Origin of the sequence: Ditibartonella apis (assembly GCF_001952075.1) — a bacterium.
Lineage (GTDB): Bacteria > Pseudomonadota > Alphaproteobacteria > Rhizobiales > Rhizobiaceae > Bartonella > Bartonella apis.
Genome location: NZ_LXYU01000001.1, coordinates 687517 through 710907, shown reverse-complemented (window position 1 = coordinate 710907; position 23391 = coordinate 687517). Strand labels below are relative to the sequence as shown.

The following is a 23391-nucleotide window of genomic DNA, read 5'->3' as shown; positions in this document are numbered from 1 at the left end:
AAGTGCGAGCGTTCAATGCGATGTTTCTTGATAGCGTAGTTACTGTGCTGCCGGCGCTTTTTCCAAACCGACAAGACCTATTTTTGTATAGCCGGCCGCGCGCAATTCGTTAAGAAGGGCCACAATGCCGCTATATTCCACACTTGCGTCACCCCGAATGAAGATTTTTTCTTCATGATTGTTTGAAGTGAGCCGATCAAGCGTTTCTTTAAGTTTTTCCAGTGACGCTTTTTCTTCACCCACATAAAGTGATTTGTCCTGCTGCAATGTTATATAGACCGGTTTATCCGGCTTTGGTTGCGCAGGTGTTGAGGATGTCGGCAGTTGCACCGGAATATCGCTTGTTGCCAGAGGTGCCGCAACCATGAAAATGATGAGCAAAACCAGAATAACATCAATAAACGGTGTCACATTGATTTCATGGCTGACATCAAGTTCATCATTGTCAAGATCTGAAAGTTTTGTCGCCATCTCGTCCTACTCCGCGGCAATCGACAGATTCGGTCTTGCTGCTGTTTCACGCTTGACCTTACGGAAGTCGAGATCACGGCTTACCAGACGTTCAATCCCTGCAGAAACATCGATGAGTTGTTGACGATAGCCGGTGATCAAACGGGCAAAGACATTATAGATGATGACGGCAGGTACGGCTGCGACAAGTCCGATAGCCGTTGCAAGAAGTGCTTCGGCAATACCCGGAGCCACAACAGCAAGATTGGTTGTTTGCGCTTGGGAAATACCGATAAAGGAATTCATGATGCCCCATACAGTTCCGAAAAGTCCGACAAACGGGCCGATGGCGCCGATTGTTGCCAAAACACCGGTTCCGAATGCGACATGACGACCGGAAGCAGAAATAATGCGCGAGAGAACCGAACCCAGTCTTTCTTTCAAGCCATCGGTTCCTGCCGAATCCACAGCTGCCAGCGAAGCTTCCACTTCATCTTGTGCAGCCTGTACCAAGCGTGAGCCGACGCCTTTGTCATTTTTGACTGCCAAGGCAAGTTCGGAAAGACTTCCCGCACGATTGACCTGCTGCATAGCTCTTCTTGCACGTCTTTTAACAGCCGATACTTCAATGAGTTTGACAATAAAAATAACCCAGGTCGCAACCGAGGCGAGTGCTAGACCGACCATGACTACTTTAACGACCCAGTCTGCGTTCAGGAACATACCGATGGGCGAGAGGTCGTGGGGAATGGAGGCTGCAAAGTGGTCAGCTGCCTGCTTGGCTGTTTCGATCGTTGCTTGAGCCGCATTCGAACTCTGCGAAGCTGCCGATTGCAATGCTTGTTCGCCTACTTTCAAAGCATCTTCACCGGTTTGAACGGTCCTTGCCGCGGGTTGCGACACATTTCCGCCGGTTTGCAAGGCCTGGTCACCAGCTTGCAATAGCTGCCCATTATTCGTCCCGGTCACTTCAGTTTGTGCTGATGCGTAGCCGCCGACCAAACATAGAAATGTTACAGTCATTGCGAGGCTTCTAAAAAATCTCATCATCGTTCTCGTTCCTGAACTTCAATTCGATGGCGATTAATTAACAAAATTTAATATGATAAATCAAGTCATGTTTAAACAAATATCAAACATATTTTCTCGCGGAACAAAATTTTCATGTAAAGCTCGAACCGTTTTGTCAAAACTACCGGACAAGAATTGCGCGAAAGTCATTAACATTGGTTCCTGTCGGGCCTGTCTCAAGAAGATCGCCAAGAATATTGAATGCGGTCCACGCATCGTGTTTTGAAAGAAAAATCGCAGGGTCAACGCCTTTCTGTTTGAGACGCACAACTGTGTTAGCATCACAAAAAGCTCCAGCATTGAATTCGCTCCCGTCACGACCATCCGTATCGGCAGCAAGTGCTGTAATTTCGTGTCTGCCTTCTATTGCCATAGCAAATGACAGCAGAAATTCACTGTTTCTTCCGCCCTTGCCGTGGTCATCTTTAATTGTAACAGACGTTTCACCGCCCGAAAGCAGGACAACAGGTTTTTCGAAAGGCCGGTTTTTCAAAGCAACCTCACGGGCAATTGCAGCATGCATCAGGGCGATATCTTTTGCTTCACCTTCTATCGAATCGGAGAGAATAGCGGCATTCAATCCTGCTTTGCGCGCGTAATTTGCGGCAGCTTGAAGCGATGTCGCAGCCGATGCAACAATATAGGTTGCATTTCTTTCAAAAGCCGGATTATCAGGGGTCGGGGCATCAGAAAACTTGCTATTCAAAACTTCGATAGCTTTTTGCGGCAACGCAATATGGTACTGGTTTATAAATTTGAGTGCGTCCTCTCGTGTTGACCAATCGGCAACTGTCGGTCCTGAAGCAACTTGCGAGGCAATGTCACCGGGAATATCCGACACAATAAAACTTGTGACGCGGGCGGGCGCAGCATAAAGTGCAAGCCGCCCCCCCTTGATTTGTGACAAATGCTTCCTGATGGTATTCATTGCACCGATAGGAGCACCACTTTTCAACAATGCCTCATTGATCCCGATTTCGTCGGCAAGCGTCAAAGGTTCAAGCGGCAGCGGCAGCAGGGCCGAGCCACCACCACAAATAAGAGCAATCACAACGTCGTCGGATGATAATCCTTGAACAAGTTTGACCAGCTTTTTTGCAGCCTTTAGCCCGTTCTCATCCGGCAAAGGGTGGGAAGCTTCCAGAACTTCAATCGAACCAAGCTCCACACCACAACCGTAGCAGGTAACAACTGCACCTTCGAGCTTGCCATAACCGGCCTTGGCCCATATTTTTTCAAGTGCCAAAGCCATTTGGGCCGCGCCTTTTCCGGCCCCGACAACAATTGTCCTGCCCTTCGGCTTTTTCGGCAAAAATTTTTCCATCAAATATTCTGGATTGGCAGCAGCGACTGCACAATCAAAAAGTTCGCGCAATAATTTGCGATCGTCGGTATTTGTCAATTATTGCCTCCCGAAAAATAGTTCTCCGTCTCTTTTTCCCAGATTTTTATTTTCGTTTACAGTTTATTCTTGCCCGAGTTTGCAAAAAAAGTGGAAAAAACCAACGCAATAACTATGTAATTAAAGTACATCGTCCGAAAACTCTCGCACGATCATCCATTCTTAAAAGCAGGAGAAAACAATATGCCTAAAGAAAATGCGACACCAGCCGAAAAAAGTCTTCAAGAACAATTCGAGCAATTGAAGAAAGAGGTTTCCAATATCCATTCCTCATTGAATGACTTGGGTTCCGAAAAAATGACCGCGGCCAAAGGAAAGGCCGAAAAACTTTACGCATCGGCCAAAGAAAATGGTGAAGAAGCTATCTCGCAGGCGAAAGAAAAGATTGGCGACGTGCAAGGACAATTGTGCAATTGTATACGTGAAAAACCGATTGCAAGCCTCGCTGCAGCAGCCGGTGTCGGCTTTATTCTTGCTCTCTTGATGCGGCGTTAAAATATGTTGCGGCTTATCGCGCCGCTTATTGGCGGTTTGGCAAATGGCAGCGTGAAAACAGCAGTCAAATCGACGCGTAATCAGGCAATTTGCTATTTTCTGATCGGATTGTCGCTGTTTTTTGCAGTGACATTCCTTTGCGTTATAGCATTTATTGCACTGAGTTGGGTTGTCTCGCCTATCTTATCGGCTACTATTATTTTTGCCTTCTGGCTCATCGTTGCGCTCGTTGTATTTTTAGTCGGGCGTTCCATCGCTGCCAAAAGACGCAAAGTCTATGACGAGCAGATGAATGACGAGCGTTTCAACCTTGTGGCTGCATCTCTTGTCGCTGCCGTTCCTGCCATATTGAAAAACAAAAAAACGCTTGCGCTTGCAGTTCCACTTATCGGATTGGCAGCGTTGATGTTCCGGAATAAAGATAAAGACCGGAAATCATAAAATTATAATAGAAAATGATTTTTAAAAAACCGGTTGTACAACAGCCGGTTTTTTTGATCCAATTCTCCGGTCACCTAATTGAAAGCATATCTTATACCCACTTTTACATCGTGGGATGTCAGATGATCAAGCTTGAGAGAACCGCTTCCGGAAATATCTTGAGTTTTTGCGTCGCCCAAATCGCTATAGCTATATCCGATATCGAAAATAACACGACGGGAAAGTTTGATACCGACGCCAGCATGAACTGCAAAAGCAAGATCCCATTCGGTATTTGATGCTGCTTGATAGTTTTGCCTAGAAGTATCCACTTCGAAGTTGCTCACACGATTGGCACTTGCCCCAAGGCCTGCCCCGATATAAGGCGTGACATTATGATAAGTTACAAGGTCGACATAAGCATTTGCCATCAAGACGGTTGAGGCCACATCACCTTCATATTTTCTTGTCGTATCAAAATCGCGGTCACGTGCAGTTGTTGTATTTTTGGCGCGATATTCGACTGTGCCGTCAACGCGAACAATATCGTTAAGACGATAACCCAAACCGACCCCGCCAAGAAAGGCGTTATCCATATCACCTTTATTTTTCCAGTGATAATTGCTGCTTGCTTCGCCCGAATCGAATTTATCGACTTTATTGATATCAGCCATACTTACGCCGGCATATGCTTTCACATAGAAGGGAATGGTTTCAGCTGTAATGGCAACTTCGGGAACCTTGTCAAGGTCGATATCCGCAGCCCGCACCTGAGTTGAACCAAGTACCGACAATGCTCCAATAAGCGCAAAGCAAAATTTCATTTTCAAGCCTCAAAACAAGACGCAAGTGCCTTTATCTTCTCATGAGGCTTTTTAAACATGATTGGTTAAGACGTTCTTAACCATAATTTTTAACCATCTATTTTCCATAAATAAAATGCATATGAAGGCTCAAAAAAGCATAAAAAAAAGCAGCCATTTTAAGGCTGCTTTTTCAAAATTCGCAAATGTCGAAGGTTTTCTCGGCGCTTCACAAACCCGTCAGGCGGCGTCTCTCACCTTCTTTAGCGCATCAACAATCTCGTCAACCGCATTACCGATCAGACGTTCATCATCACCTTCGGCCATAACACGGATGAGCGGCTCGGTTCCCGACGGACGGATAACCAGACGACCGTTTTTCCCCAAACGCTTTTCGACGTTTTTAATAACGTCTTTGACATGAGCTTCTTCAAGGGGCTTACCTTCAGAAACACGAACATTCTTCAAGACTTGCGGAACCGGCTCGAAGCGATGGCAAAGCTCGCTCATCGGTTTTTGAGATTCTTTCGCACATCCCAGTATTTGTAGCGATGTCACCAAACCATCTCCGGTTGTGCCGTAATCGGATAGCACGATATGACCCGATTGTTCACCACCAACATTAAAACCGTGCTGGCGCATATATTCGACAACGTAACGGTCGCCAACCTTGGTCCTTGCCATGGTCAACCCTTTTTTGGCGAGAAACCTTTCAAGTCCGAGATTGGACATCACTGTTGCAACGATGCCGCCCCCTCTTAACAGACCATTTTCCAGCCAACGTTCGGCAACGACTGCCATCAACTGGTCTCCGTCGATAATGGCACCGGTTTCATCAACCATCACCACGCGGTCGCCATCACCATCAAGTGCGATACCCGCATCTGCCCTGACTTCATGAACTTTACGCATCAAAGCAATCGGGTGAGTCGAACCGCAATCTTCATTGATATTTGTACCTGTCGGCTTATCGCTTAGTGTCACAACTTCCGCACCGAGTTCCCACAAAGCAAGCGGCGCTGCTTTATAGGCCGCACCATTGGCACAATCGACAACAATCCGCATACCGTCCAGCCGGACATCGCGCGGCAACGTACGTTTGGCAAATTCGATATAGCGATAAATGTCACCTTCAACACGTTTTGCCCGACCGATTTGCGATTGGCCGGCAAGTTCGTTGGTCATATCGGTTTCAATAAGTTTCTCGATCTTCAACTCGATTTCGTCGGAAAGCTTGAAACCGTCGGGACCAAATAATTTTATACCATTATCGAAAAAAGGATTGTGTGAAGCCGAAATCATAACGCCAACATCGGCACGCAGCGAACGGCAAAGCATTGCAACGGCAGGTGTGGGAATTGGCCCCAGAAGAAACACTTCCATGCCACTTGCTGTAAAGCCTGCAACCATTGCATTTTCCAGCATATAGCCCGAAAGACGTGTATCTTTCCCGATCACCACTCTTCCCGGTCGCCCTTGGCTGCGAAAAAGAATACCCACCGCCATACCGACTTTCATAGCCACATCCGCGGTCATCGGAAATGTATTGGCTTTCCCCCTTATTCCATCGGTACCGAAATATTTAAACGCCATTATATTTTCCTTTTTCGACAAAATTCCAAGTTCGATAAAATTCTGTCAGCCACTCATACACCAGTCTCTTTTGTTCCGATTAACAATTTTTAGTAAAAAAACCAATCATTGCTTCACCAAACAAAGGTTATAAAGGCCGGAATTATCAAGACACGGTTAACATAACAGCGCTTGAACAAAATAAAAGCGACTTGAGGTTATCAAGCCGCTTCAAAGTTTTTAAAATAAAGTTCAGGCCTTTTTGTCATCCGGATTGTCGGTGTCGGTTTCTGTTTCAGCCGATTTGTTTGATGGCTTTTCAGCTTTTTTTACCGTTTTTTCGGACTTTAGAGACTTTGACGTTTTTGACGTTTTCGTCGTCTTTCTGGTCCTTGTCGGCTTTTTCTCAACCGCAGTTTTTGCTGTTTCGGACTTGTCGGAAGCCTCTCGCTTTTCATCAACCTTGTCGGCCGCATTGGAAACAGCTTTTGCCCTTACAACAACCGACTTTGAATGATCGGCTTTGGGTTTTTCAGGTGTTTTTCCGGCTTTCGGAACACTTGATACATGGGGTGTCGGTGAATCCTTGCCCATATCGCGTGAAGGCGGTTTGCCATTAATGACTTCCTGAATTTCCGAACCTGTAAGGGTCTCGTATTCAAGCAAACCTTCAGCAAGAGCAACCCATTGTTTCTTTTTTGACGTCAAAGTTTGTTTTGCTGTCTGATAGGCTTCGTCGATAAGACGGCGTATCTCGGAATCAATAACCCTTGCTGTTTCTTCCGAAACCTGCTGGTTACGCCCGCCACCCTGAAGATACATATCTTCCTGACTTTCGCCATAGGTAACCTTGCCGAGTTCGTCGGAAAAGCCCCAGCGTGTGACCATCGCACGGGCAAGCTTTGTTGCCTGTTCAATGTCGGAAGAAGCTCCGGAAGTGATGTTATCCTTGCCGAACTTCAATTCTTCGGCGACACGACCACCCATCATGATTGCCAGACGCGAAATCATGTAGCGGTAACTCATCGAATATTTGTCACCTTCCGGCAATTGCATAACCATACCAAGTGCACGACCACGCGGGACAATCGTTGCTTTGTGCACCGGATCGGCTGCCGGCATATTGATTGCGATAATGGCGTGTCCGGCTTCGTGAAAAGCTGTCAGCTCTTTTTCTGCCGGTGTCATGGCGGAATGGCGTTCCGCTCCCATCATGACTTTATCTTTGGCATCCTCGAATTCCTGCATGGTGACCAAACGTTTGTCACGCCGCGCTGCCATAAGTGCGGCTTCGTTGACAAGATTCATCAAATCGGCACCGGAAAATCCCGGTGTACCGCGCGCCACAATCTTCAAATCGACATTCGGCGCCAAAGGCACATTGCGAACATGGACTTTGAGAATTTCCTCGCGCCCTGCAACATCGGGGTTGGGAACAACCACCTGCCGGTCAAAACGCCCCGGACGCAACAATGCCGGATCAAGGACATCAGGACGGTTGGTTGCGGCAATGAGAATAATGCTTTCATTCGGCTCGAACCCGTCCATTTCGACAAGAAGTTGGTTCAGCGTCTGTTCGCGTTCATCATTGCCACCGCCAAAACCGGCACCGCGATGACGGCCGACGGCATCAATTTCATCAATGAAAATGATACATGGCGCATTCTTTTTTGCCTGTTCGAACATGTCGCGAACACGGCTTGCACCAACGCCGACAAACATTTCAACAAAATCCGAACCGGAAATTGTGAAAAACGGCACATTGGCTTCACCGGCGACCGAACGGGCAAGCAATGTTTTACCTGTTCCGGGCGGGCCAACAAGCAGGACCCCCCTAGGGATACGACCACCAAGACGCTGGAATTTTTGCGGTTCACGCAGAAATTCGACAATTTCCTGCAGATCCTGTTTGGCTTCATCGACGCCCGCAACATCCTTGAATGTTACGCGGCCATGCGCCTCTGTCAGCAGTTTTGCCTTGGACTTGCCGAACCCCATCGCTCCGCGCGATCCGCCTTGCATCTGGCGCATGAAGAAAATCCATACGCCGATCAGGATGACAACCGGCAAAAGCGAGAAAAGCAAATTCATAAACGTGCTGTTTCCGGTGCTTTCAGGTTGCGCCCTGACATTGACGTTCTTGCTTTCAAGACGTTCGACAAGACCGGGATCATTAGGAGCGAAAGAAAGAACTGTTCTGTTATCGGTTGTAACAGCGGTCAACCGTTGTCCCTGCATGGTAACGGTTTTGATTTCTTTATTATCAACCCGCTTCAGAAAGTCTGAATACGTTATCTCTCCTGCGCCAGCTTGCTGACTATTGCCGTTAAAAAACGAAAATAAAGTAATCAGCAAGAGTGCAATGATCCCCCATATCAGGAAGGAACGATAATTTGGATTCATATTAGGTCCACTCGATCTATTACGCTCTATTGGATAATTTTAATGTAACATATGTGCTTGAAGTTGCCTTGCCAAGGCTGAAGATGAGCTTTCATGATGTTTCATCCAGCTTTTTGGTCATTTTCTTGCGATGTCGACAAGGTGACTTCGAAAAAACGGCTTAATATTTTAAAAAGCGGATAATCATCCGACGAGATGAGCCAACCGAAAGGACGCATAAATCTTTTACAGGTGAGATTTTCTGCATGAACAAGTTTTCCGGTAAGAGCTGGAATATCAATTCCCGACCGGCTGAAAATCGCTAGCGCTGTCTGTAGCGAGAGAAAATGGATCGACCGATTGTTGATATTTTGTTCTTGAGCCACCGCTTTTATATCGCAAAGTGAAGGAACATTCACCCGTATAGCATTATCCGACCGGTTATCAATTCGATAGCGACCATCCCAGATGATTGAAGAATGGGCACCGGCAACACTTGCTGTCTGGTTTCTTGCCTCACGCCACAATCTGATATTTTTACCGTTGAGCTCGATGACTGTTCCAAGCAACGTGAAATGATAAAGAGATGTGCGTTTCTTCGAGAACTGGTTTTTCAGAAAATCGACTTGTGAATCACTTGCAAGAACTTGCGAGCCGCCGATGATTGACGCAAGAACACCCATAACAAAAGGAAATTGCGGATCATTCAACTGTTCGTCCGACACTTCGCTTATCGTACATAAGGCATGTTGCATTGTTATGCCGAGTTTATCAATAAGCCGAGCGGCAGCTTTACTTTGAGCGCGCCTGAAAGTTGCCGCCTCTTCGACTTTTTTTGCAATAGCGTCGACATCTTCATCCTTCAAACGTTTGCGGATGCGCACCCGTTCATAATGAGGGTTTTCATTCGTCGGATCGTCAATCCAATCCTGGTTGATCGAGCGCAAATATTCCCGTAATGTTTGTCTCTTCACTCCCAAAAGTGGCCGGATCAAGCGTATTTTGCGCATAAGAAGGGATTCACGCGGCATACAGGCAAGACCGCGATGACTACCGCGATGCAATCGCATTTCATATGTCTCGGCCTGATCATTCAAAGTGTGGCCGGTCATGATAACGCTTGCCCCGACTTTCTCGGCAACAGAAAAGAGTAAGCCATAACGGGCGATCCGAGCTTCATGAGACAAGGCGGTTTGCGGCTTTGCATCTGCCCAGCAAACGGTCTCATGTTTCACGTTAAGACGCTTACACAGTTTTCCGACTTCTTCGGCCTCGGCCGCAGATTCGGGACGCAGACGGTGATCAACTGTGACAGCGATGAGTTCGGGCGGATTTTCCAGTTCTTTCAAATAATCGCGCAGAAGAAATAAAAGAGACGTCGAATCCCCGCCACCTGAAACAGCGGCAATGACAATTTTGCAGTTTTCGAAATCTGATGGCTGAAAGAGTTTTTTGAAATCTATTATTGACACTTGTTGCGACTTTGCTCGTCCTTGACACGTTTCAGAACTGCCGGATCTACAGTTTTGTAACGTTTTGTCACTTCGGCAAAGGTTGCGCAAGCCACTTTCTGTTCATCAAGATGAGCCATGCTCATTCCAAGTTTTAAAAGATTTTCGGGCCCGCGCGGAGAATCTTTGTGATTACGCTGCACATCAATATAAGCTTGTGCCGCTTCGCGATAGCGCTTCTGTCCAAAAAGAGATTCACCAAGCCAGAAACTTGCATCGGCAATTTGCGGATCGGTCGGATAACGCTCCTGAAAAGCTCGAAAATCTGCTTCCGCAGCACGATAATCGCCGGATAGAATATTTTTATAACCAATGTCATAAAGTTCTTTTGCGCTTGTTGTTTGTGGTGCAGTTGGCAAAGCCGAGCCAGTCTGTGCAGCTTGCCCTTGGCCTCCCGTTGCTACCGCATTCTGGTTGACACTCCCGTTAAGGATATTGCCATTTTTGTCAAATTCGATCGACCCCAAATCTTTCGGCGCTTCTTCAGAATTTATATTCTTTTGTTCGGCGGTTTTTTCTGCTCCCACACCCGGAAGTGCCGGTGCACTTTGAGTTGTGCTTGCCGCCCGTGGCATTTCCTGTTTGGCACCGGTTTCACTTGCGGGCGATTGCGGTTCCACCGCCTGTGACTGTTTTTTCGGTTCCTGTGCCGGTTGCTGTGAAGGCGCTGCTGCCCCGCCACCTTGCTGCAATTGGCGCAACTGTTCCTGCATTTGCAGAACCATGAAATTCAGTTCTTCAACCTTTCCGGTAAGTTCACGCACCTGTTGTTGAAGATCGGTTACACGGCTATCCGGCTGGGGCGACATCTGCACTGTCTGGCTTTCGACAGTTTTTTTCTTGCCGAATGGAAAAAGCCCGTTTGCAAAAGACGATCCACCCTGATCGGCAGATGCACTATAGCAGGGGGAGAGTACGGCAAATGACAATGCCGGTACAAAAGCTGCTGTAATAACCAGACGTTTTACCGAACATGTCAATAAACGGGGGGAAGAAAGAAAACCCATTGTGCTGTCCTTTTATTTATGTTCGCGTCATTAAAACCGTTAGCAGCCAACTTCGGCGGAAATTTGTCACAAAAAAACGGCCCTCTTAAAGGGCCGTTTTCAAATGTGAATAAAACTTTAAATCAGCGTGCGTTGTTCAGGACTGTAACAGCACGACGGTTCTGGTTCCAGCACTGCGGAGCATCGCAAACTGCAACCGGACGTTCCTTACCATAAGAAATGGTCCGCATACGGTTGGCGGCAACACCCTGTGAAATCAAATAATCACGTGCGGCAACAGCACGGCGCTGGCCAAGTGCGATATTGTATTCGCGTGTACCACGTTCGTCGGCATGACCTTCAACAGTAATGGTGTATTGCGGATAACGCTGCAACCATTGTGCCTGACGGGTCAATGTCTGCTGGGCATCGGCACGAATGCTGGATGAATCAAGATCAAAGAATACGCGGTCACCAACGTTGACTGTAAAGTCCTGCGCTGATCCCGGTTTTGCGTTGTTCAGTCCAAGCGCATTGGGATCATTCAGGCCGTGTTTGGCGCAGCCAGCGAGAGTTAGCGATAAGACAAATGCTATAGCAAGCGGATTGCGAGCAAGTTTTTGGAAACGGCCCATGTGCCGAGACTCCTTAAAAGTTAGCGGTTGATTTTCAAGGCTTTTAGCTTGATTTGCTTAAAAAGCTCTCAACACGCATGGTTAATGAATACTTACGCATCACTTTTTATAAAAAATACAAATCCACCGGTTGCTCGCTGATTGAGGCGGAAAGACGGCAGATGTGATTTTCCTTAGCGCGAAATGAGTAAAAAGTCCAATAGCAAGTTAAACGGAAAAACCGTTAAATAAAAACGCCGCTTTAAAACTTTCAAAGCGGCGTTGAAACCAATTTCTTTTCTTGTTCAGGCTAACAAGGTCAATCAGCCGAAAACCTCCGAATTATAAAACCTTGAAGCCCTTTTAAGATAGATAGCGGTATTCCTGCTAATCAAGAAGCGGCGACCAGGCCGGATCGGAGGCTCCATTGGGAGTTGGTAAAGCACGTTCATTGCGTCCCGTAATATCTATTGTATAGAGCTTTGGCTGCTGTCCCTGATTTTGCCGGAAGAACATGATAACGCGACCATTCGGTGCCCATGTCGGTCCTTCATTATGAAAGCCCGATGTCAACAAGCGTTCACCCTGCCCGTCAGGCTTCATGACACCGATTGAAAACTGCCCCTGCGACTGTTTGGTGAAGGCAATATAATCGCCACGAGGTGACCACACTGGTGTCGAATAGCTACCATCGCCGAATGAAATACGGTGCTGGTTACTGCCATCGGTATTCATAACATAGATTTGCGGTTTTCCTCCGCGATCGGATTCAAAAACAATCTGCGTACCATCGGGCGAATAGGAAGCCGATGTATCAATGGCCGGTGTTGTCGTGAGGCGAGTTGTCGAACGGGAGCGCAAATCCATGGTGTAAAGATTGGCACTGCCATTATCCTGCAAGAGGCTCATAATCACTTTTTGACCATCAGGTGAAAAACGTGGTGCAATAGTCATATTCGGGAAAGTACCGACAAGTTCACGCTGGCCTGTTTCAATCTGTTGCAAATAAACCTTCGGGACATTGTTACCGGCATAAGCCATATAGGTAATTTCCTGACGGCTTGGTGAAAAACGCGGTGTTAAAACGAGTTCACGGCCGTTCGAGATATAAGTGAGGTTTGCTCCATCCTGATCCATAATGGCAAGACGTTTGACACGTGCATTTGCTGCACCTGTTTCATCAACGAATACGATGCGTGTATCGAAATACCCCTTTTCACCGGTCATCTTTGTGTAAATGGCATCGGCGATAATATGGGCAACGCGGCGCCAGGTTTGGGGCGTTGCATAGAACTGGCGGCCTTCAAGTTGTTTGCCACCATAGACATCCCACAAGCGGAATTCTACGCGCAGTCGTCCATCTGCTTCTTTTGTCACACGGCCGGTTACCAGACCCTGTGCGTTGATTTGTTGCCAATCGGGAAACCGCGGTTGTACATCCGGATTGGAAATACGTTCCAGAAATGACGATTTGTCAATCGGCTTGAAAAGCCCTGAACGTTCAAGATCTGCGGTCACCACTGAAGAAATTTGCACCCCCATCTGGTCACCCGCGATAAAATCGGTAACCGCAATGGGGATTGGATTGAAATCGGCTGACGAGACAGTTCCCTTCAATTGCGCAAAAGCGGTATGCCAGCTTAAAAATGGCAAAACCATTGACAAAAAAACAAAAATATAAAGGCGCTTATTTTTCTTAATCATCGAAGAAACCATTTTCTTTCCGTTGCCTTGAAGCATTCCACGTTACGTCTTTTTCGTATCGGAATAGTAAAAATTCCGGATGTTTATTCCAATTGCATGAACCGCTTTTCAATCATGACAAGACTTTTTTGAAAAACCGGTTCCAAGCCTTTTTGCATCAGATTGTTACCAACTGCCCGATATCTTCAAACCATTTTCGAGCAACGTCTTGTCCTCTGCCACTATCATCATTGCCATGAGATAATTTTGTTAGGCCGGAAACCGGATGTGCAACCGAAAACAACATGAACATCGAAACTGTCTTCCGCCATCATGAAGAAATTATTTCATCAACACCATTGGTGAATAGCAAAGTCGGTCATCTCTCCTAAAGTTCTTTACCTTCTTTAATCCCGTCACAAAATACGTCGACACAATCAGAACGAATTGAACGGGTCGATTTTCAAATCAAATCCCTGACCCCATTTGTCGTATTGGTCACGTGGCAAATCCTCGAACGGCTGACAGGCAAATATGGCCGCACGTGTCTGGTTGATCAGCAAGTCCACTTTATTGGGGTTACCACTCATTCCGGTAATAATCGGTTCACCGACAACTTTACCCTCGATGCTCAAATTAAACTTGGCTTCTGCAACCGGATTTTCTCCGGCAACTCCACCGCCAAGAGCCGCCAATTTCAAGTTTTTGGTGATACAACTTGTTGCCGCATTAACGAGTGTCTGTCCAACATCCTGACCATTGCCGATATTTTTCTTGGCGCCAAACCCCGCAGGACCTTGTGAACGGGCAGCACCACCGCCGGATGTGCGCGTTTTATCAATCAAGGCCTTTTCATTCATTGCCAGAATATCGTCGACACTTTCACCTTTGGCTTTTACAGCAGGCTTTGGTTCTGCCGGTTTCGGTTTTGCTGTCGGCAAAGGTGCCTTTTCAGGCAGATTCGGGAAAGGATCCTTCTTCGGCTCACTTGCAGGTTCAGTCGCATCAGCTGATTCTTCCGGCTTCGGCTCTGCCTGATCCGGTTTTGCACTTTCTTCCGGCTTTTGTTCTTCTACCTTCGGTTTTTCTTCAGGTTTTGGCGTATTATCCGGTTTTGTTTCCGGTGTTTTTGTAGGGGGAACAGGATTCGGATCCGCGTCGGGTGTGCCTGAAGGCGGCGGTGTTGCATCCACGTCGCGATCCTTTTCCTTGGGCTTTAGTGGTGCTTCATTATCAACCTTGCCATCACCGACATGCTCGGCGTCAGGCTTTTCAACCGGTTTTGTGGTCGGCTTCGGCGCGGCTTTATTCTCTTTGGATGCAGTCAACTCGCCTTTTTGTATCGAAGTTGTTTCGGCAATCGGCACCAGAGAAACCGGCAAAGCTTCGGTTACCTCCGCATTAAAATCGGCCGGCGAGGAAAGGCTGATAAGCCCCCAGGTAAGAATCAGGGCATGTGCCGCTACCGATGTTGCCAGACCTGCTTTCATAATATCAGTCTATCGCCAATTTTACTGTTGTGGCAGACTTGCCAATGCAACATTGGTAAAGCCCGCTTTCTGAATGATTGCGAGAAGGTCAAGAACCTTCTGGTATTCTACTGTTTTTGCCCCGCGAACAAAAATACGTTGCTTGGAAGCGTCGCCGCCTGATTCTGTCACAGCTTTCAATTTTGCGACAACTTCATCGGGCGTATCGTAATATTCTTCGTTAACGGCAAGGCGCCCCTGATCGTTAATGGAAACTGTCAAAGGTTTTGTTTCGGTATTGACGGGTCCGGCTTGCGTCTTTGGCAAATCAAGCGGCACACCATTGACAAGCAATGGTGCCGAAACCATGAAAATAATCAACAGAACCAGCATCACATCGACAAATGGTGTAACGTTGATTTCGCTCATCAAGCCACGACGCGGTGCGCCGCCACGGCGACCACGCCGTCTCGAACCACCGGAACTTCCTACAGCCATACCCATCTCAGAATTCCTTTTTAGTAAGACTGGCGAGAAGTCAATTTCTCATCGATTTGACGGGAAAGAATGGCTGAAAATTCATCGGCAAAGCCTTCAAGACGTCCGGTGATTTTCCCCGCGTCTCCCGACAATTTATTGAATGCAATAACTGCCGGAATAGCCGCAAGAAGGCCAATGGCCGTTGCCAACAAAGCTTCCGCAATACCGGGTGCAACAACGGCAAGAGAGGTATTTTTTGATGCAGCAATGGACTGGAAAGAACTCATAATACCGACAACCGTTCCGAACAAGCCGATAAATGGCCCTGCCGAACCGACTGTTGCGAGAAACCCCAAACGCGATTCCATTCTGTCACTCTCGCGGGCGAGTGCAACATCCATCGCTTTATCAATGCGGCTTTGCAAGCCCATAGGTGAACGTGCACCCTTTTCAAGCGACTTCTTCCATTCTCGCATGGCGGCCATAAAAATGGCTCCCATTCCGAAAACCCGTCGGTCATTCAGATTTCTGTAAAGATCTTCAAGCGATTGTCCGGACCAGAAAATCTGCTCGAAACGGTTCATCGCATGGCGAATGCGACTATAAGCAATCAATTTATCAATAATAATTGCCCAGCTCCAGATAGATGCCAATAGCAAGCCGATCATGACAGCTTTTACAACCCAATTGGCCTGCATGAACAGGCTCCAGATTCCTACTGACGCTGGACTTGCTAATTCTATTCCCGGCATAATGTGTTAATCCCTGAATCCAAACGCCCGGCATCTTTTACCGGGCGGCCTTTAGCAAAACTCTTCAATTCCTGTCTAAACGCCCGAAGCATTCAAAAAAATTCTATTAATAATGCTTCACGACATTTCTATGACGTTTAAATTTGGTGAAACAAAGGCCAAAACTGGAAGATTCCGGTGCCTCCGCTTCCTCGCTATAGATAGACAAAGATGGTTAATTTTTGGTAATTTTTTATTGATCCAATGACAATTCGATAACGCTATAAATATACAGATTTACCTTTTTGCATTGTTATATTGGCGGGATCGGATAGCTGTTCCTCGTGCTGATATTCAAATATTGTAAAAATATCGCAAAAAAATGAAACTGTCCGGTGAAAATTAATAACTCAACTAGTTTGCTTAATCGTATTTCTCAACAGTTAATAAGCGCAAAGAATTTTAATTGTTATCTTTCCGACGAAGCTAATTGTTGACTTTTACTGATTTTTTTATTGACTTTTACTTATTTTTTCGGCTTTCCCGTTTCAATTACCCTTCTAGAACAAGATTGATAATTTTTATTATCCGATTCATGTCGACATAAATTTTTCAGGAAAACAGGCATTTCTTCCAAAAAAATAAAACCAGTAGTACGAGAATAAACAAAACCCGCAATTTGAAAAATTGCGGGTCATTCAAAACAATCAAACTTCTGATAACTCGGACATCCCTAAACGTGGCATCCTTAAACGCGGCATCCTTTTATCCGACATCATTTTATTGTGTCACATGCCAAGGCCCGACTTTTGCGTTCATTCATTGCTCAAGCAAGTTAAACAGCAAATAAACCTGTCCAATTTTTCAGAGCCTATTTGTCGTCGCGGTTATCACCTGTCTGGTCGTCACTATTACTTTTGAGAGATGAAAGTTTGGCAAAAACCTTGTCGGCATCCAGCTCTTCATCCTTATTTTCATTGATTTCAAGATTTTCGGTTGCCGATGCAGGTAACAAAGTACCGTCTTCAGGTGTAACAGCCGGACGGTTTTTGGCAGCTTTATCAACTTCAATGTCGAGTTCGATTTGCGAGCAAAGCCCCAATGTTACCGGATCCATCGGAGTCAAGTTTGCGGAATTCCAATGGGTACGATTACGGATTTGTTCAATTGTCGACTTGGTTGTGCCAATCAGACGGGAAATCTGCGCATCTTTCAATTCGGGATGATTGCGCACCAGCCACAAAATGGCATTCGGACGATCCTGACGCTTTGAAAGCGGGGTATAGCGCGGTCCTTTACGCTTGTTTTCCGGAAGGCGAACCTTGGGTTCGGAAATTTTCAGACGGTAATCGTTATTCTTTTCGCCGCGCTCAATTTCATCACGCGTCAACTGGCCGGTAATAATCGGATCGAGCCCTTTGATGCCTTGTGCTGATTCTCCATCGGCAATCGCTTTGACTTCCAATGGATGCAACTTGCAAAAAGCGGCAATCTGGTCAAAAGAAAGCGCCGTATTATCAACCAGCCAAACAGCTGTGGCTTTGGGCATCAATAGTTGTGTTGCCATAACATTATCCTCTCGTTCGCCCGCTCCGGTGAGGCGGGACGTGGAATAGACCACATTTTCCGGGAATTCGCCAAGCCTTATAAACCGAATTTTATAAAACGACAAGACATCAGGTAAAACTCGGCAGCCGATCAATCAATTTCGAGAATTATTTTGCCAATATGGGTGCTCGATTCGATGCGTTCATGGGCTTTTGCTGCCTCTTCAAGCGAAAAAACCTTATCAATAACCGGATGAACTTTTTGTGCTTCAAGAAGCGGCCAGACTTTTTCTTGCAATTGGGCGGCAATGGCAGCTTTGAAGGCTGTGTCACGTGCCCGCAGGGTCGAGCCGGTATGAATAAGCCGCTTTACATAAATGTAGTTGAGATTGACGGTTGCCATAGAGCCGGAAAGATTGGCAATCTGGACAATGCGTCCCTCAGGTGCAGCGATTTTGTAATTCTTATTGGCATAGTCTCCCCCGACCATATCAAGGATTACGTTGACACCTTTTTTATTGGTAAATTCCTGAACCTTGCTCACAAAGTCCTCGTTTTTATAATTGATTGCAAGATCGGCCCCGAGTTTCAAACAGGCTTCGCATTTATCATCGGTCCCCGCTGTTGTAATCACCTTGGCACCGAAAGCTTTTGCCAATTGGATAGCAGTCGTTCCGATGCCGGAAGTACCACCATGAACAAGAAAAACTTCGCCCGATTTTAAATGGGCGCGATCAAACACATTGCTCCAAACTGTAAAGAAAGTTTCAGGCAATGCCGCTGCTTTGATAAAATCATAGCCTTCCGGAACAGGCAAAGCATTGTCGAAAGCAACTGCCGCATATTCCGCATAACCGCCACCGGCAAGCAAAGCCGTTACTTTGTCACCAATTTTCCACTTTTTAACCTGAGAGCCAAGTTTGACAATTTCACCGGCAATTTCCAAGCCCGGAAGTGGCGAGGCTCCTTCCGGCGGCGGATAACTTCCCTGCCTTTGGAAAACATCCGGACGGTTCACACCGGCGGCATGAACACGCACAAGAATTTCATTATCTTTGATATCGGGGACATTGACTTCAACCAGTTTGAGAACTTCAGGCCCGCCCTTACCGGCAATTTCAATAGCCCTCATTGTCTTTTTAGAGAAAGTCATCGTGTTCCCTTTCTTTGAATTGATTGCGCTTTTTGCCAATTTTCGGGCGTTTGCTTTAGCTTTCGGCAATGCCCTTCATCACATCTATTTCCGATGAGTGAGATTTATACCGGAATATCCAATTTTTTTAAAAAGCTTCCCTATCTTTGACGCGATACGGCGTTGGACTTTCAACTGTGCACATTTTGTAATGTAAAATAGCACGTTGAAACATGCTTTTTACCTTTATTGACGCCCACCCCGATCATCCCTCGAATCGGGTGATTTGTGAAATTTTTCAAGACCCTCGGCTTGGCTATTGGAAAATATCGTTCAACTTTAAAAAATCTAACATGTTCCAAGTCCATGCTTCGGCCTATGCCGTTTGTTTCAGGCATATCTTGTTCGGGACACAACTTCGTGCCCCGTTAGAGAGAAGCCAATAATGGAGCTTACAAATTTTTCAGCTTTTCAATTTCGTCTTTAAGTGCAAGCTTCTTGCGCTTGAGTTCGTTGATAGCAAGATCATCGGCAGAAGGCGAAGCCATGGCTTTGTCAATTTCGCTTTCAAGCTGCTGGTGTTTGCGTTCCAAAGATTCCAGATGTGCTTCAGTTGCCATAACCATGCTCCTTATTCTTTGATATTAACTTCATATTTCTTGCGAAGCCTTTTTCAATCGGCAAAAAACAACTTGGCATCTTTAAGATTAATTGTCGACTTCAAAATCAATTGCCACAGATTTTGACAATTAAACATTTCCGCAACTTTCCTTTCGTGGTATAGGCGAAAAAATTGATGGAAAGCTTTAAAGACTGCCCGATGAACAAGCTCCATGCCAAAATAGGACGGCCATAGAATGTCAGAACAGGAACAGGTTGATGTCAAGTTGGCCGTTGCCAAACTGAAGCAGGAACATGCTGATTATGATGCAGCTATTGATGCAATGGTAAAAGCAGGCTGTGACCAATTGCAAATCCAGCGGATGAAAAAGAAAAAACTGGCAATTAAAGATCAGCTGCAAAAACTTGAAGATCGTATTATTCCCGATATCATCGCATAAAATAAAGTAACAGGAAAAGCCATGAGCGCGAAACAACATGATGTAGCCATTATTATGGGGAGCCAATCCGATTGGGAGACAATGCATCATGCAGCTGATACACTAAAAAGTCTCGATATTGGCTATGAAGCAAGAATTGTTTCGGCGCACCGCACTCCCGATCGTTTGTTCAATTTTGCCAAAGGCGCCAAAAAAGCCGGTTTCAAGATTATTATTGCCGGAGCCGGTGGAGCTGCCCACTTGCCGGGAATGACTGCAGCAATGACAAGTCTGCCGGTATTTGGCGTTCCTGTTCAATCGCGTGCATTATCAGGGCAGGATTCGCTCCTTTCAATTGTGCAAATGCCAGCAGGAATACCTGTCGGAACACTCGCCATTGGCAAAGCCGGTGCCATTAATGCGGCACTCCTTGCCGCCTCGGTGTTGGCCTTGAGTGACAAAGCACTCGCCGAACGGCTTGACGAATGGCGTGCCAATCAGACAGCAAATGTTCCGGAATTTCCAGTCGATGAGGTAAAAAAATGAAAAGTCTTGAACCAGGGGATACAATCGGCATCATCGGTGGTGGTCAGCTCGGGCGGATGATGGCGAGTGCTGCTGCACGGCTTGGATTTCATACGATTATTCTTGAACCCACGCCGGATTGTCCTGCAGCCCAGACGGCCAATCGTCAAATCGTTGCACCTTATGACGACGAAAAAGCTTTGGATGAACTCGCCAAGCTATGCGATGTCATTACTTACGAATTTGAAAATGTTCCGGCTCGCTCCCTCGACCGGCTGGCAAAAAAAGCAGTTATTTTACCTCAACCGGCGGCGCTCGAAGTTTCTCAGGATCGTTTTACCGAAAAGAAATTTTTGAATGAAAGCTGCATTAAAACCGCCCCTTGGTTTCTCGTTGATAATCGGCAAATGCTGATTGCCGGTCTTGGCAATGTCGGCGGCAAAGGCATTCTGAAATCACGCCGATTCGGTTATGATGGCAAGGGACAGGTACGGCTTGATAATCCAACCGAGGAAGAAATTGATAAAGCCCTTGCCGATATCGGCAATGCGCCTGCCATTCTTGAAGGATTCGTTCCATTCAAAAAAGAAATATCGGTTATTGCAGCACGTGATTTCAACGGACACGTTGCCTTTTATGATTGCCCTGAAAATGTTCACCGTGATGGAATTTTAAGGACATCCACCGTTCCCGCTTCTATTGACAAAAAAACCGCTGACGCGGCGCAAAAGGCAGCAGAAACGATTCTTCACGAACTTGATTATATCGGTGTGATCGGGGTGGAATTTTTTGTTCTGGAAGATGGCTCGGTCATAGCCAATGAATTGGCACCGCGTGTTCACAATTCCGGCCATTGGACAGAGGCTGCCTGCCTTGTCTCGCAATTCGAGCAGCATATACGGGCGGTCACCGGTCTTCCCTTGGGGAAAACAACGCGGCATAGCAATTGTGTTATGGAAAATCTGATTGGCGAAGATGTGAAACGCTTGCCCGATTTATTAGCCGAACCGCAAACCTTCATCGACCTTTATGGTAAAGCGGAGGTAAGAAGCGGAAGGAAAATGGGCCATATCGTCCGGCTGACCGGTCGTGCCTGATAATGGATAAAAGGCACGCATCAACGCGCCAAAAGCTTAATTCTTGATAGAGTTTGACACTAGAAACACTATTTTTGCGTGATTTGCAGTTGACAAACCCTCTATCGTCAGGCTATTTGACCGACGAAATTCAAGCCCTGTCAAGGGTCCAATCCTTTTACCCGGCGACGGGTTATACAAACGGTGATTGAAATGAAAATTAAAAATTCGCTCAGAGCGCTTAAGGGTCGTCACCGCGACAACCGCATGGTTCGCCGCAAAGGTCGTATTTACATCATTAATAAGACCAACCCGCGCTTTAAAGCCCGTCAGGGTTAATTATTTGATATATTGTTTAAAAAAGGCTCCTTTCGGGAGCCTTTTTTATTACGCTCGATTTTTCAAGCATTGCTTCGATTCTTTCCTCCATATAAGATCGCAGCCAGATATAGTTGCAGACCTTGATATTGCTGCAAACTTTCTATGGCAAAATCATATGCCACGGGTTTCATACAACCTGGAAAGAAACGGCTGCGACAGAGGAAATGATGTTGAACAGATTGAAAATTCGTTTTTTCATTATGTCGCTATCAATCGCGATTTCTTTGTCGCCTTCTTTCGCTTTTTCTCAAGGTCTGCCGGAACTGCCGCCACAAGAAGACCCTGATTCTCCGCCTTTGTCACCGGAGGATATGATTCCCGAAAAGCCGTCTCAGGAAGAAGCATTGCCTGATCTTGGGAAAGATCAGAACGCGGCACAAAAAAAACAGGCCGAGCTTGACCGTTTGCTTGCTGTTTTGAAACGAACCCCCAATTACAAGGAAGCGGCAAAGTTAAGCCGCCAGATTCAGGGCCTATGGGCGCAATCGGGAAGTGATACGATTGATCTTCTGATGCAATGGGCGGAAGATGCAATTAACGAACAAGATTACGCCATGGCGCTTGATTTTCTTGATAATGTGGTTGCCTTGAAGCCCGATTATGCCGAAGGATGGGCGCGTCGTGCGGCAGTTCATGTACAATTGAATGACCTGAAACTCGCAATGAGTGATTTACAACGGTCACTTGCACTGGAACCCCGAAATTACAACGCTCTGTTTCTTGTCGGATCGATTCTGGAAATGACCGGACGCAATAAACTTGCGCTTCACGCTTATGAAGATGCCTTGAAAATTTATCCGCAAATGCAACGCGCACAAAAACATGTTGCCGATATTCTTGAAGACCAGACAGGACAAGCCATTTGATTTTTCCGTCAAATCAGACAAGGTGAAGAGGCGAATGAAAATTACTCTTCAAAAACATCATAGCAGACTGGTAACAAGCATTGACTTGACCTATATTGGCCGAGGCGTTCTGCTCTTCTCGACAGGAATAACTGCATCCCCGGGGCCTTATTGATCTCTAAGGGAGCTGTCCCTGATTAGGCTCGTGGGCCTTTTCATATGGCGCCCACCTACGTTGTAGGTTTCCCGGGATCAAATACATTCCACCGGTTGCTGCGGATCGCCACTTCCTTCTCTCTAAATCGCTCTCCTTACAAGCAATCATTCGGTTACCCTCATAGATTCTTTCCCGTTTCAGGTTCCGTAAGTTTTCTTCTATCCGCTCACTTGAACCTTGATGTTTTCCATAGGCACTTTATGTAACCGGCTGTTCCGTCCTGTCATCATTATCCATTGCCGTAATTATCCATCGAATTGCCAATTTTCCGATTATTTTCTTGTCGGTATTTCTTGAGAGAATTCCGAAATTTATGAAAAAACATTCAAAACAATAAACAAATTTCCCTTTTATGTTTGTCGAAACAAATAATTCGAGTGTCGTTTAAAAATTACTGTCTTCCAAAATGATGGAATATTATGCGGCTTGCTGCCAGACAGTTGTCCGCTTTGTGACACCATCGTAATGTCCGGAACACCTGCCAACTAACAATGTTGTATGACCAATCATTCAATAAGCGTTGCCGGTTTCCACTGTTCTCTTGGCAAGATTTTGTAAA

General features: G+C 46.3%; 23 protein-coding genes, 1 other RNA gene and 1 pseudogene. 8 read left to right on the top strand and 17 right to left on the bottom strand.

Annotation, left to right across the window (positions count from 1 at the left end; all coding sequences use genetic code 11):
* Nucleotides 1-39: 39 nt before the first annotated feature.
* The 3 genes from exbD to PEB0122_RS03200 form a co-directional block, all read right to left on the bottom strand.
* Nucleotides 40-471, bottom strand: a complete 432-nt coding sequence (exbD, locus tag PEB0122_RS03210) for a TonB system transport protein ExbD (protein ID WP_075915455.1) — start codon at nt 469-471, stop codon at nt 40-42.
* 6 nt (nt 472-477) lie between these two features.
* Nucleotides 478-1497, bottom strand: coding sequence for a tonB-system energizer ExbB (exbB, locus tag PEB0122_RS03205; RefSeq protein WP_404801501.1), 1020 nt, complete (start codon nt 1495-1497; stop codon nt 478-480).
* Nucleotides 1498-1642: 145 nt separating this feature from the next.
* On the bottom strand, nt 1643-2923 hold the full coding sequence (locus PEB0122_RS03200) for a glycerate kinase type-2 family protein (RefSeq protein WP_075915453.1): 1281 nt from the start codon (nt 2921-2923) through the stop codon (nt 1643-1645).
* A gap of 183 nt (nt 2924-3106) precedes the next feature.
* Between PEB0122_RS03200 and PEB0122_RS03195 the strand changes: the two genes are divergently transcribed.
* A complete protein-coding gene (locus PEB0122_RS03195; protein ID WP_075869297.1) occupies nt 3107-3418 on the top strand; it encodes an ElaB/YgaM/YqjD family protein in 312 nt (103 codons plus the stop codon).
* 3 nt (nt 3419-3421) lie between these two features.
* The gene (locus PEB0122_RS03190; RefSeq protein ID WP_075869298.1) at nt 3422-3859 is read left to right on the top strand and encodes a phage holin family protein; all 438 of its coding nucleotides are present in this window, start codon (nt 3422-3424) and stop codon (nt 3857-3859) included.
* A gap of 74 nt (nt 3860-3933) precedes the next feature.
* Here the strand turns inward: PEB0122_RS03190 and PEB0122_RS03185 are convergent, their stop codons facing one another.
* The 14 genes and pseudogenes from PEB0122_RS03185 to PEB0122_RS03125 form a co-directional block, all read right to left on the bottom strand.
* Nucleotides 3934-4662, bottom strand: a complete 729-nt coding sequence (locus tag PEB0122_RS03185) for an outer membrane protein (protein WP_075913899.1) — start codon at nt 4660-4662, stop codon at nt 3934-3936.
* 219 nt (nt 4663-4881) lie between these two features.
* Nucleotides 4882-6234 (bottom strand): phosphoglucosamine mutase, encoded by a 1353-nt coding sequence (gene glmM / locus PEB0122_RS03180; RefSeq protein WP_075915452.1) that lies wholly within the window; start codon nt 6232-6234, stop codon nt 4882-4884.
* A gap of 231 nt (nt 6235-6465) precedes the next feature.
* Nucleotides 6466-8616 (bottom strand): ATP-dependent zinc metalloprotease FtsH, encoded by a 2151-nt coding sequence (gene ftsH, locus PEB0122_RS03175; protein ID WP_075869301.1) that lies wholly within the window; start codon nt 8614-8616, stop codon nt 6466-6468.
* 101 nt (nt 8617-8717) lie between these two features.
* A complete protein-coding gene (tilS, locus tag PEB0122_RS03170; RefSeq protein ID WP_075915451.1) occupies nt 8718-10067 on the bottom strand; it encodes a tRNA lysidine(34) synthetase TilS in 1350 nt (449 codons plus the stop codon).
* Nucleotides 10058-11113, bottom strand: a complete 1056-nt coding sequence (ybgF, locus tag PEB0122_RS03165; protein ID WP_075915450.1) for a tol-pal system protein YbgF — start codon at nt 11111-11113, stop codon at nt 10058-10060. Before ybgF ends, tilS begins: the two co-directional genes overlap by 10 nt.
* A 122-nt stretch (nt 11114-11235) precedes the next feature.
* Nucleotides 11236-11727, bottom strand: coding sequence for a peptidoglycan-associated lipoprotein Pal (gene pal / locus PEB0122_RS03160; protein WP_075869304.1), 492 nt, complete (start codon nt 11725-11727; stop codon nt 11236-11238).
* A 366-nt stretch (nt 11728-12093) separates the two neighbouring features.
* Nucleotides 12094-13335, bottom strand: a pseudogene (gene tolB, locus PEB0122_RS03155) (Tol-Pal system beta propeller repeat protein TolB); the annotation flags it as partial.
* A 232-nt stretch (nt 13336-13567) separates the two neighbouring features.
* Nucleotides 13568-13702 carry a hypothetical protein gene (locus tag PEB0122_RS11940; RefSeq protein WP_263969859.1) on the bottom strand — a complete coding sequence of 45 codons (135 nt, stop codon included), beginning with the start codon at nt 13700-13702 and terminating at the stop codon, nt 13568-13570.
* 124 nt (nt 13703-13826) lie between these two features.
* Nucleotides 13827-14879 (bottom strand): hypothetical protein, encoded by a 1053-nt coding sequence (locus tag PEB0122_RS03150; RefSeq protein WP_075915449.1) that lies wholly within the window; start codon nt 14877-14879, stop codon nt 13827-13829.
* 21 nt (nt 14880-14900) lie between these two features.
* A complete protein-coding gene (gene tolR / locus PEB0122_RS03145) occupies nt 14901-15362 on the bottom strand; it encodes a protein TolR (RefSeq protein ID WP_075869306.1) in 462 nt (153 codons plus the stop codon).
* 14 nt (nt 15363-15376) lie between these two features.
* Nucleotides 15377-16090 carry a protein TolQ gene (gene tolQ, locus PEB0122_RS03140; RefSeq protein WP_075913894.1) on the bottom strand — a complete coding sequence of 238 codons (714 nt, stop codon included), beginning with the start codon at nt 16088-16090 and terminating at the stop codon, nt 15377-15379.
* An 850-nt stretch (nt 16091-16940) separates the two neighbouring features.
* Nucleotides 16941-17636: a DUF1013 domain-containing protein gene (locus PEB0122_RS03135; RefSeq protein WP_075915723.1), complete on the bottom strand. Its 696-nt coding sequence runs from the start codon at nt 17634-17636 to the stop codon at nt 16941-16943.
* Nucleotides 17637-17767: 131 nt separating this feature from the next.
* Entirely contained in the window at nt 17768-18769 is a 1002-nt protein-coding gene (locus PEB0122_RS03130) for an NAD(P)H-quinone oxidoreductase (protein ID WP_075915721.1), read from the bottom strand.
* 431 nt (nt 18770-19200) lie between these two features.
* Complete coding sequence (locus PEB0122_RS03125; protein ID WP_371809429.1) at nt 19201-19374, bottom strand: YdcH family protein; 174 nt, start codon at nt 19372-19374, stop codon at nt 19201-19203.
* Between the two features lie 231 nt (nt 19375-19605).
* On the opposite strand from PEB0122_RS03125, the gene PEB0122_RS03120 reads away from it, so the two are divergent.
* From PEB0122_RS03120 to ssrS, 6 genes are all read left to right on the top strand, one after another.
* Nucleotides 19606-19809, top strand: coding sequence for a YdcH family protein (locus tag PEB0122_RS03120; protein WP_075869308.1), 204 nt, complete (start codon nt 19606-19608; stop codon nt 19807-19809).
* A 21-nt stretch (nt 19810-19830) separates the two neighbouring features.
* Entirely contained in the window at nt 19831-20334 is a 504-nt protein-coding gene (purE, locus tag PEB0122_RS03115) for a 5-(carboxyamino)imidazole ribonucleotide mutase (RefSeq protein WP_075869309.1), read from the top strand.
* On the top strand, nt 20331-21410 hold the full coding sequence (locus PEB0122_RS03110; protein ID WP_075915448.1) for a 5-(carboxyamino)imidazole ribonucleotide synthase: 1080 nt from the start codon (nt 20331-20333) through the stop codon (nt 21408-21410). The genes purE and PEB0122_RS03110 overlap by 4 nt, the downstream gene beginning before the upstream one ends.
* Before the next feature lie 192 nt (nt 21411-21602).
* Nucleotides 21603-21728 (top strand): type B 50S ribosomal protein L36, encoded by a 126-nt coding sequence (gene ykgO / locus PEB0122_RS03105; RefSeq protein ID WP_075869311.1) that lies wholly within the window; start codon nt 21603-21605, stop codon nt 21726-21728.
* Nucleotides 21729-21949: 221 nt separating this feature from the next.
* A complete protein-coding gene (locus tag PEB0122_RS03100) occupies nt 21950-22636 on the top strand; it encodes a tetratricopeptide repeat protein (RefSeq protein WP_225867782.1) in 687 nt (228 codons plus the stop codon).
* Between the two features lie 103 nt (nt 22637-22739).
* Nucleotides 22740-22901: non-coding RNA, 6S RNA (gene ssrS / locus PEB0122_RS03095), on the top strand.
* Nucleotides 22902-23391: the final 490 nt, after the last annotated feature.

Coding starts and splice junctions, on each gene's coding strand:
- exbB (WP_404801501.1), bottom strand. CDS start 1,497: ATGAGATTTTTTAGAAGCCTCGCAATGACTGTAACATTTCTATGTTTG.
- PEB0122_RS03190 (WP_075869298.1), top strand. CDS start 3,422: ATGTTGCGGCTTATCGCGCCGCTTATTGGCGGTTTGGCAAATGGCAGC.
- PEB0122_RS03195 (WP_075869297.1), top strand. CDS start 3,107: ATGCCTAAAGAAAATGCGACACCAGCCGAAAAAAGTCTTCAAGAACAA.
- PEB0122_RS03110 (WP_075915448.1), top strand. CDS start 20,331: ATGAAAAGTCTTGAACCAGGGGATACAATCGGCATCATCGGTGGTGGT.
- PEB0122_RS03185 (WP_075913899.1), bottom strand. CDS start 4,662: ATGAAATTTTGCTTTGCGCTTATTGGAGCATTGTCGGTACTTGGTTCA.
- PEB0122_RS03125 (WP_371809429.1), bottom strand. CDS start 19,374: ATGGTTATGGCAACTGAAGCACATCTGGAATCTTTGGAACGCAAACAC.
- PEB0122_RS03120 (WP_075869308.1), top strand. CDS start 19,606: ATGTCAGAACAGGAACAGGTTGATGTCAAGTTGGCCGTTGCCAAACTG.
- pal (WP_075869304.1), bottom strand. CDS start 11,727: ATGGGCCGTTTCCAAAAACTTGCTCGCAATCCGCTTGCTATAGCATTT.
- PEB0122_RS03130 (WP_075915721.1), bottom strand. CDS start 18,769: ATGACTTTCTCTAAAAAGACAATGAGGGCTATTGAAATTGCCGGTAAG.
- PEB0122_RS03135 (WP_075915723.1), bottom strand. CDS start 17,636: ATGGCAACACAACTATTGATGCCCAAAGCCACAGCTGTTTGGCTGGTT.
- PEB0122_RS11940 (WP_263969859.1), bottom strand. CDS start 13,702: ATGTTCATGTTGTTTTCGGTTGCACATCCGGTTTCCGGCCTAACAAAA.
- tolR (WP_075869306.1), bottom strand. CDS start 15,362: ATGGGTATGGCTGTAGGAAGTTCCGGTGGTTCGAGACGGCGTGGTCGC.
- ftsH (WP_075869301.1), bottom strand. CDS start 8,616: ATGAATCCAAATTATCGTTCCTTCCTGATATGGGGGATCATTGCACTC.
- ybgF (WP_075915450.1), bottom strand. CDS start 11,113: ATGGGTTTTCTTTCTTCCCCCCGTTTATTGACATGTTCGGTAAAACGT.
- tolQ (WP_075913894.1), bottom strand. CDS start 16,090: ATGCCGGGAATAGAATTAGCAAGTCCAGCGTCAGTAGGAATCTGGAGC.
- ykgO (WP_075869311.1), top strand. CDS start 21,603: ATGAAAATTAAAAATTCGCTCAGAGCGCTTAAGGGTCGTCACCGCGAC.
- PEB0122_RS03150 (WP_075915449.1), bottom strand. CDS start 14,879: ATGAAAGCAGGTCTGGCAACATCGGTAGCGGCACATGCCCTGATTCTT.
- purE (WP_075869309.1), top strand. CDS start 19,831: ATGAGCGCGAAACAACATGATGTAGCCATTATTATGGGGAGCCAATCC.
- glmM (WP_075915452.1), bottom strand. CDS start 6,234: ATGGCGTTTAAATATTTCGGTACCGATGGAATAAGGGGGAAAGCCAAT.
- exbD (WP_075915455.1), bottom strand. CDS start 471: ATGGCGACAAAACTTTCAGATCTTGACAATGATGAACTTGATGTCAGC.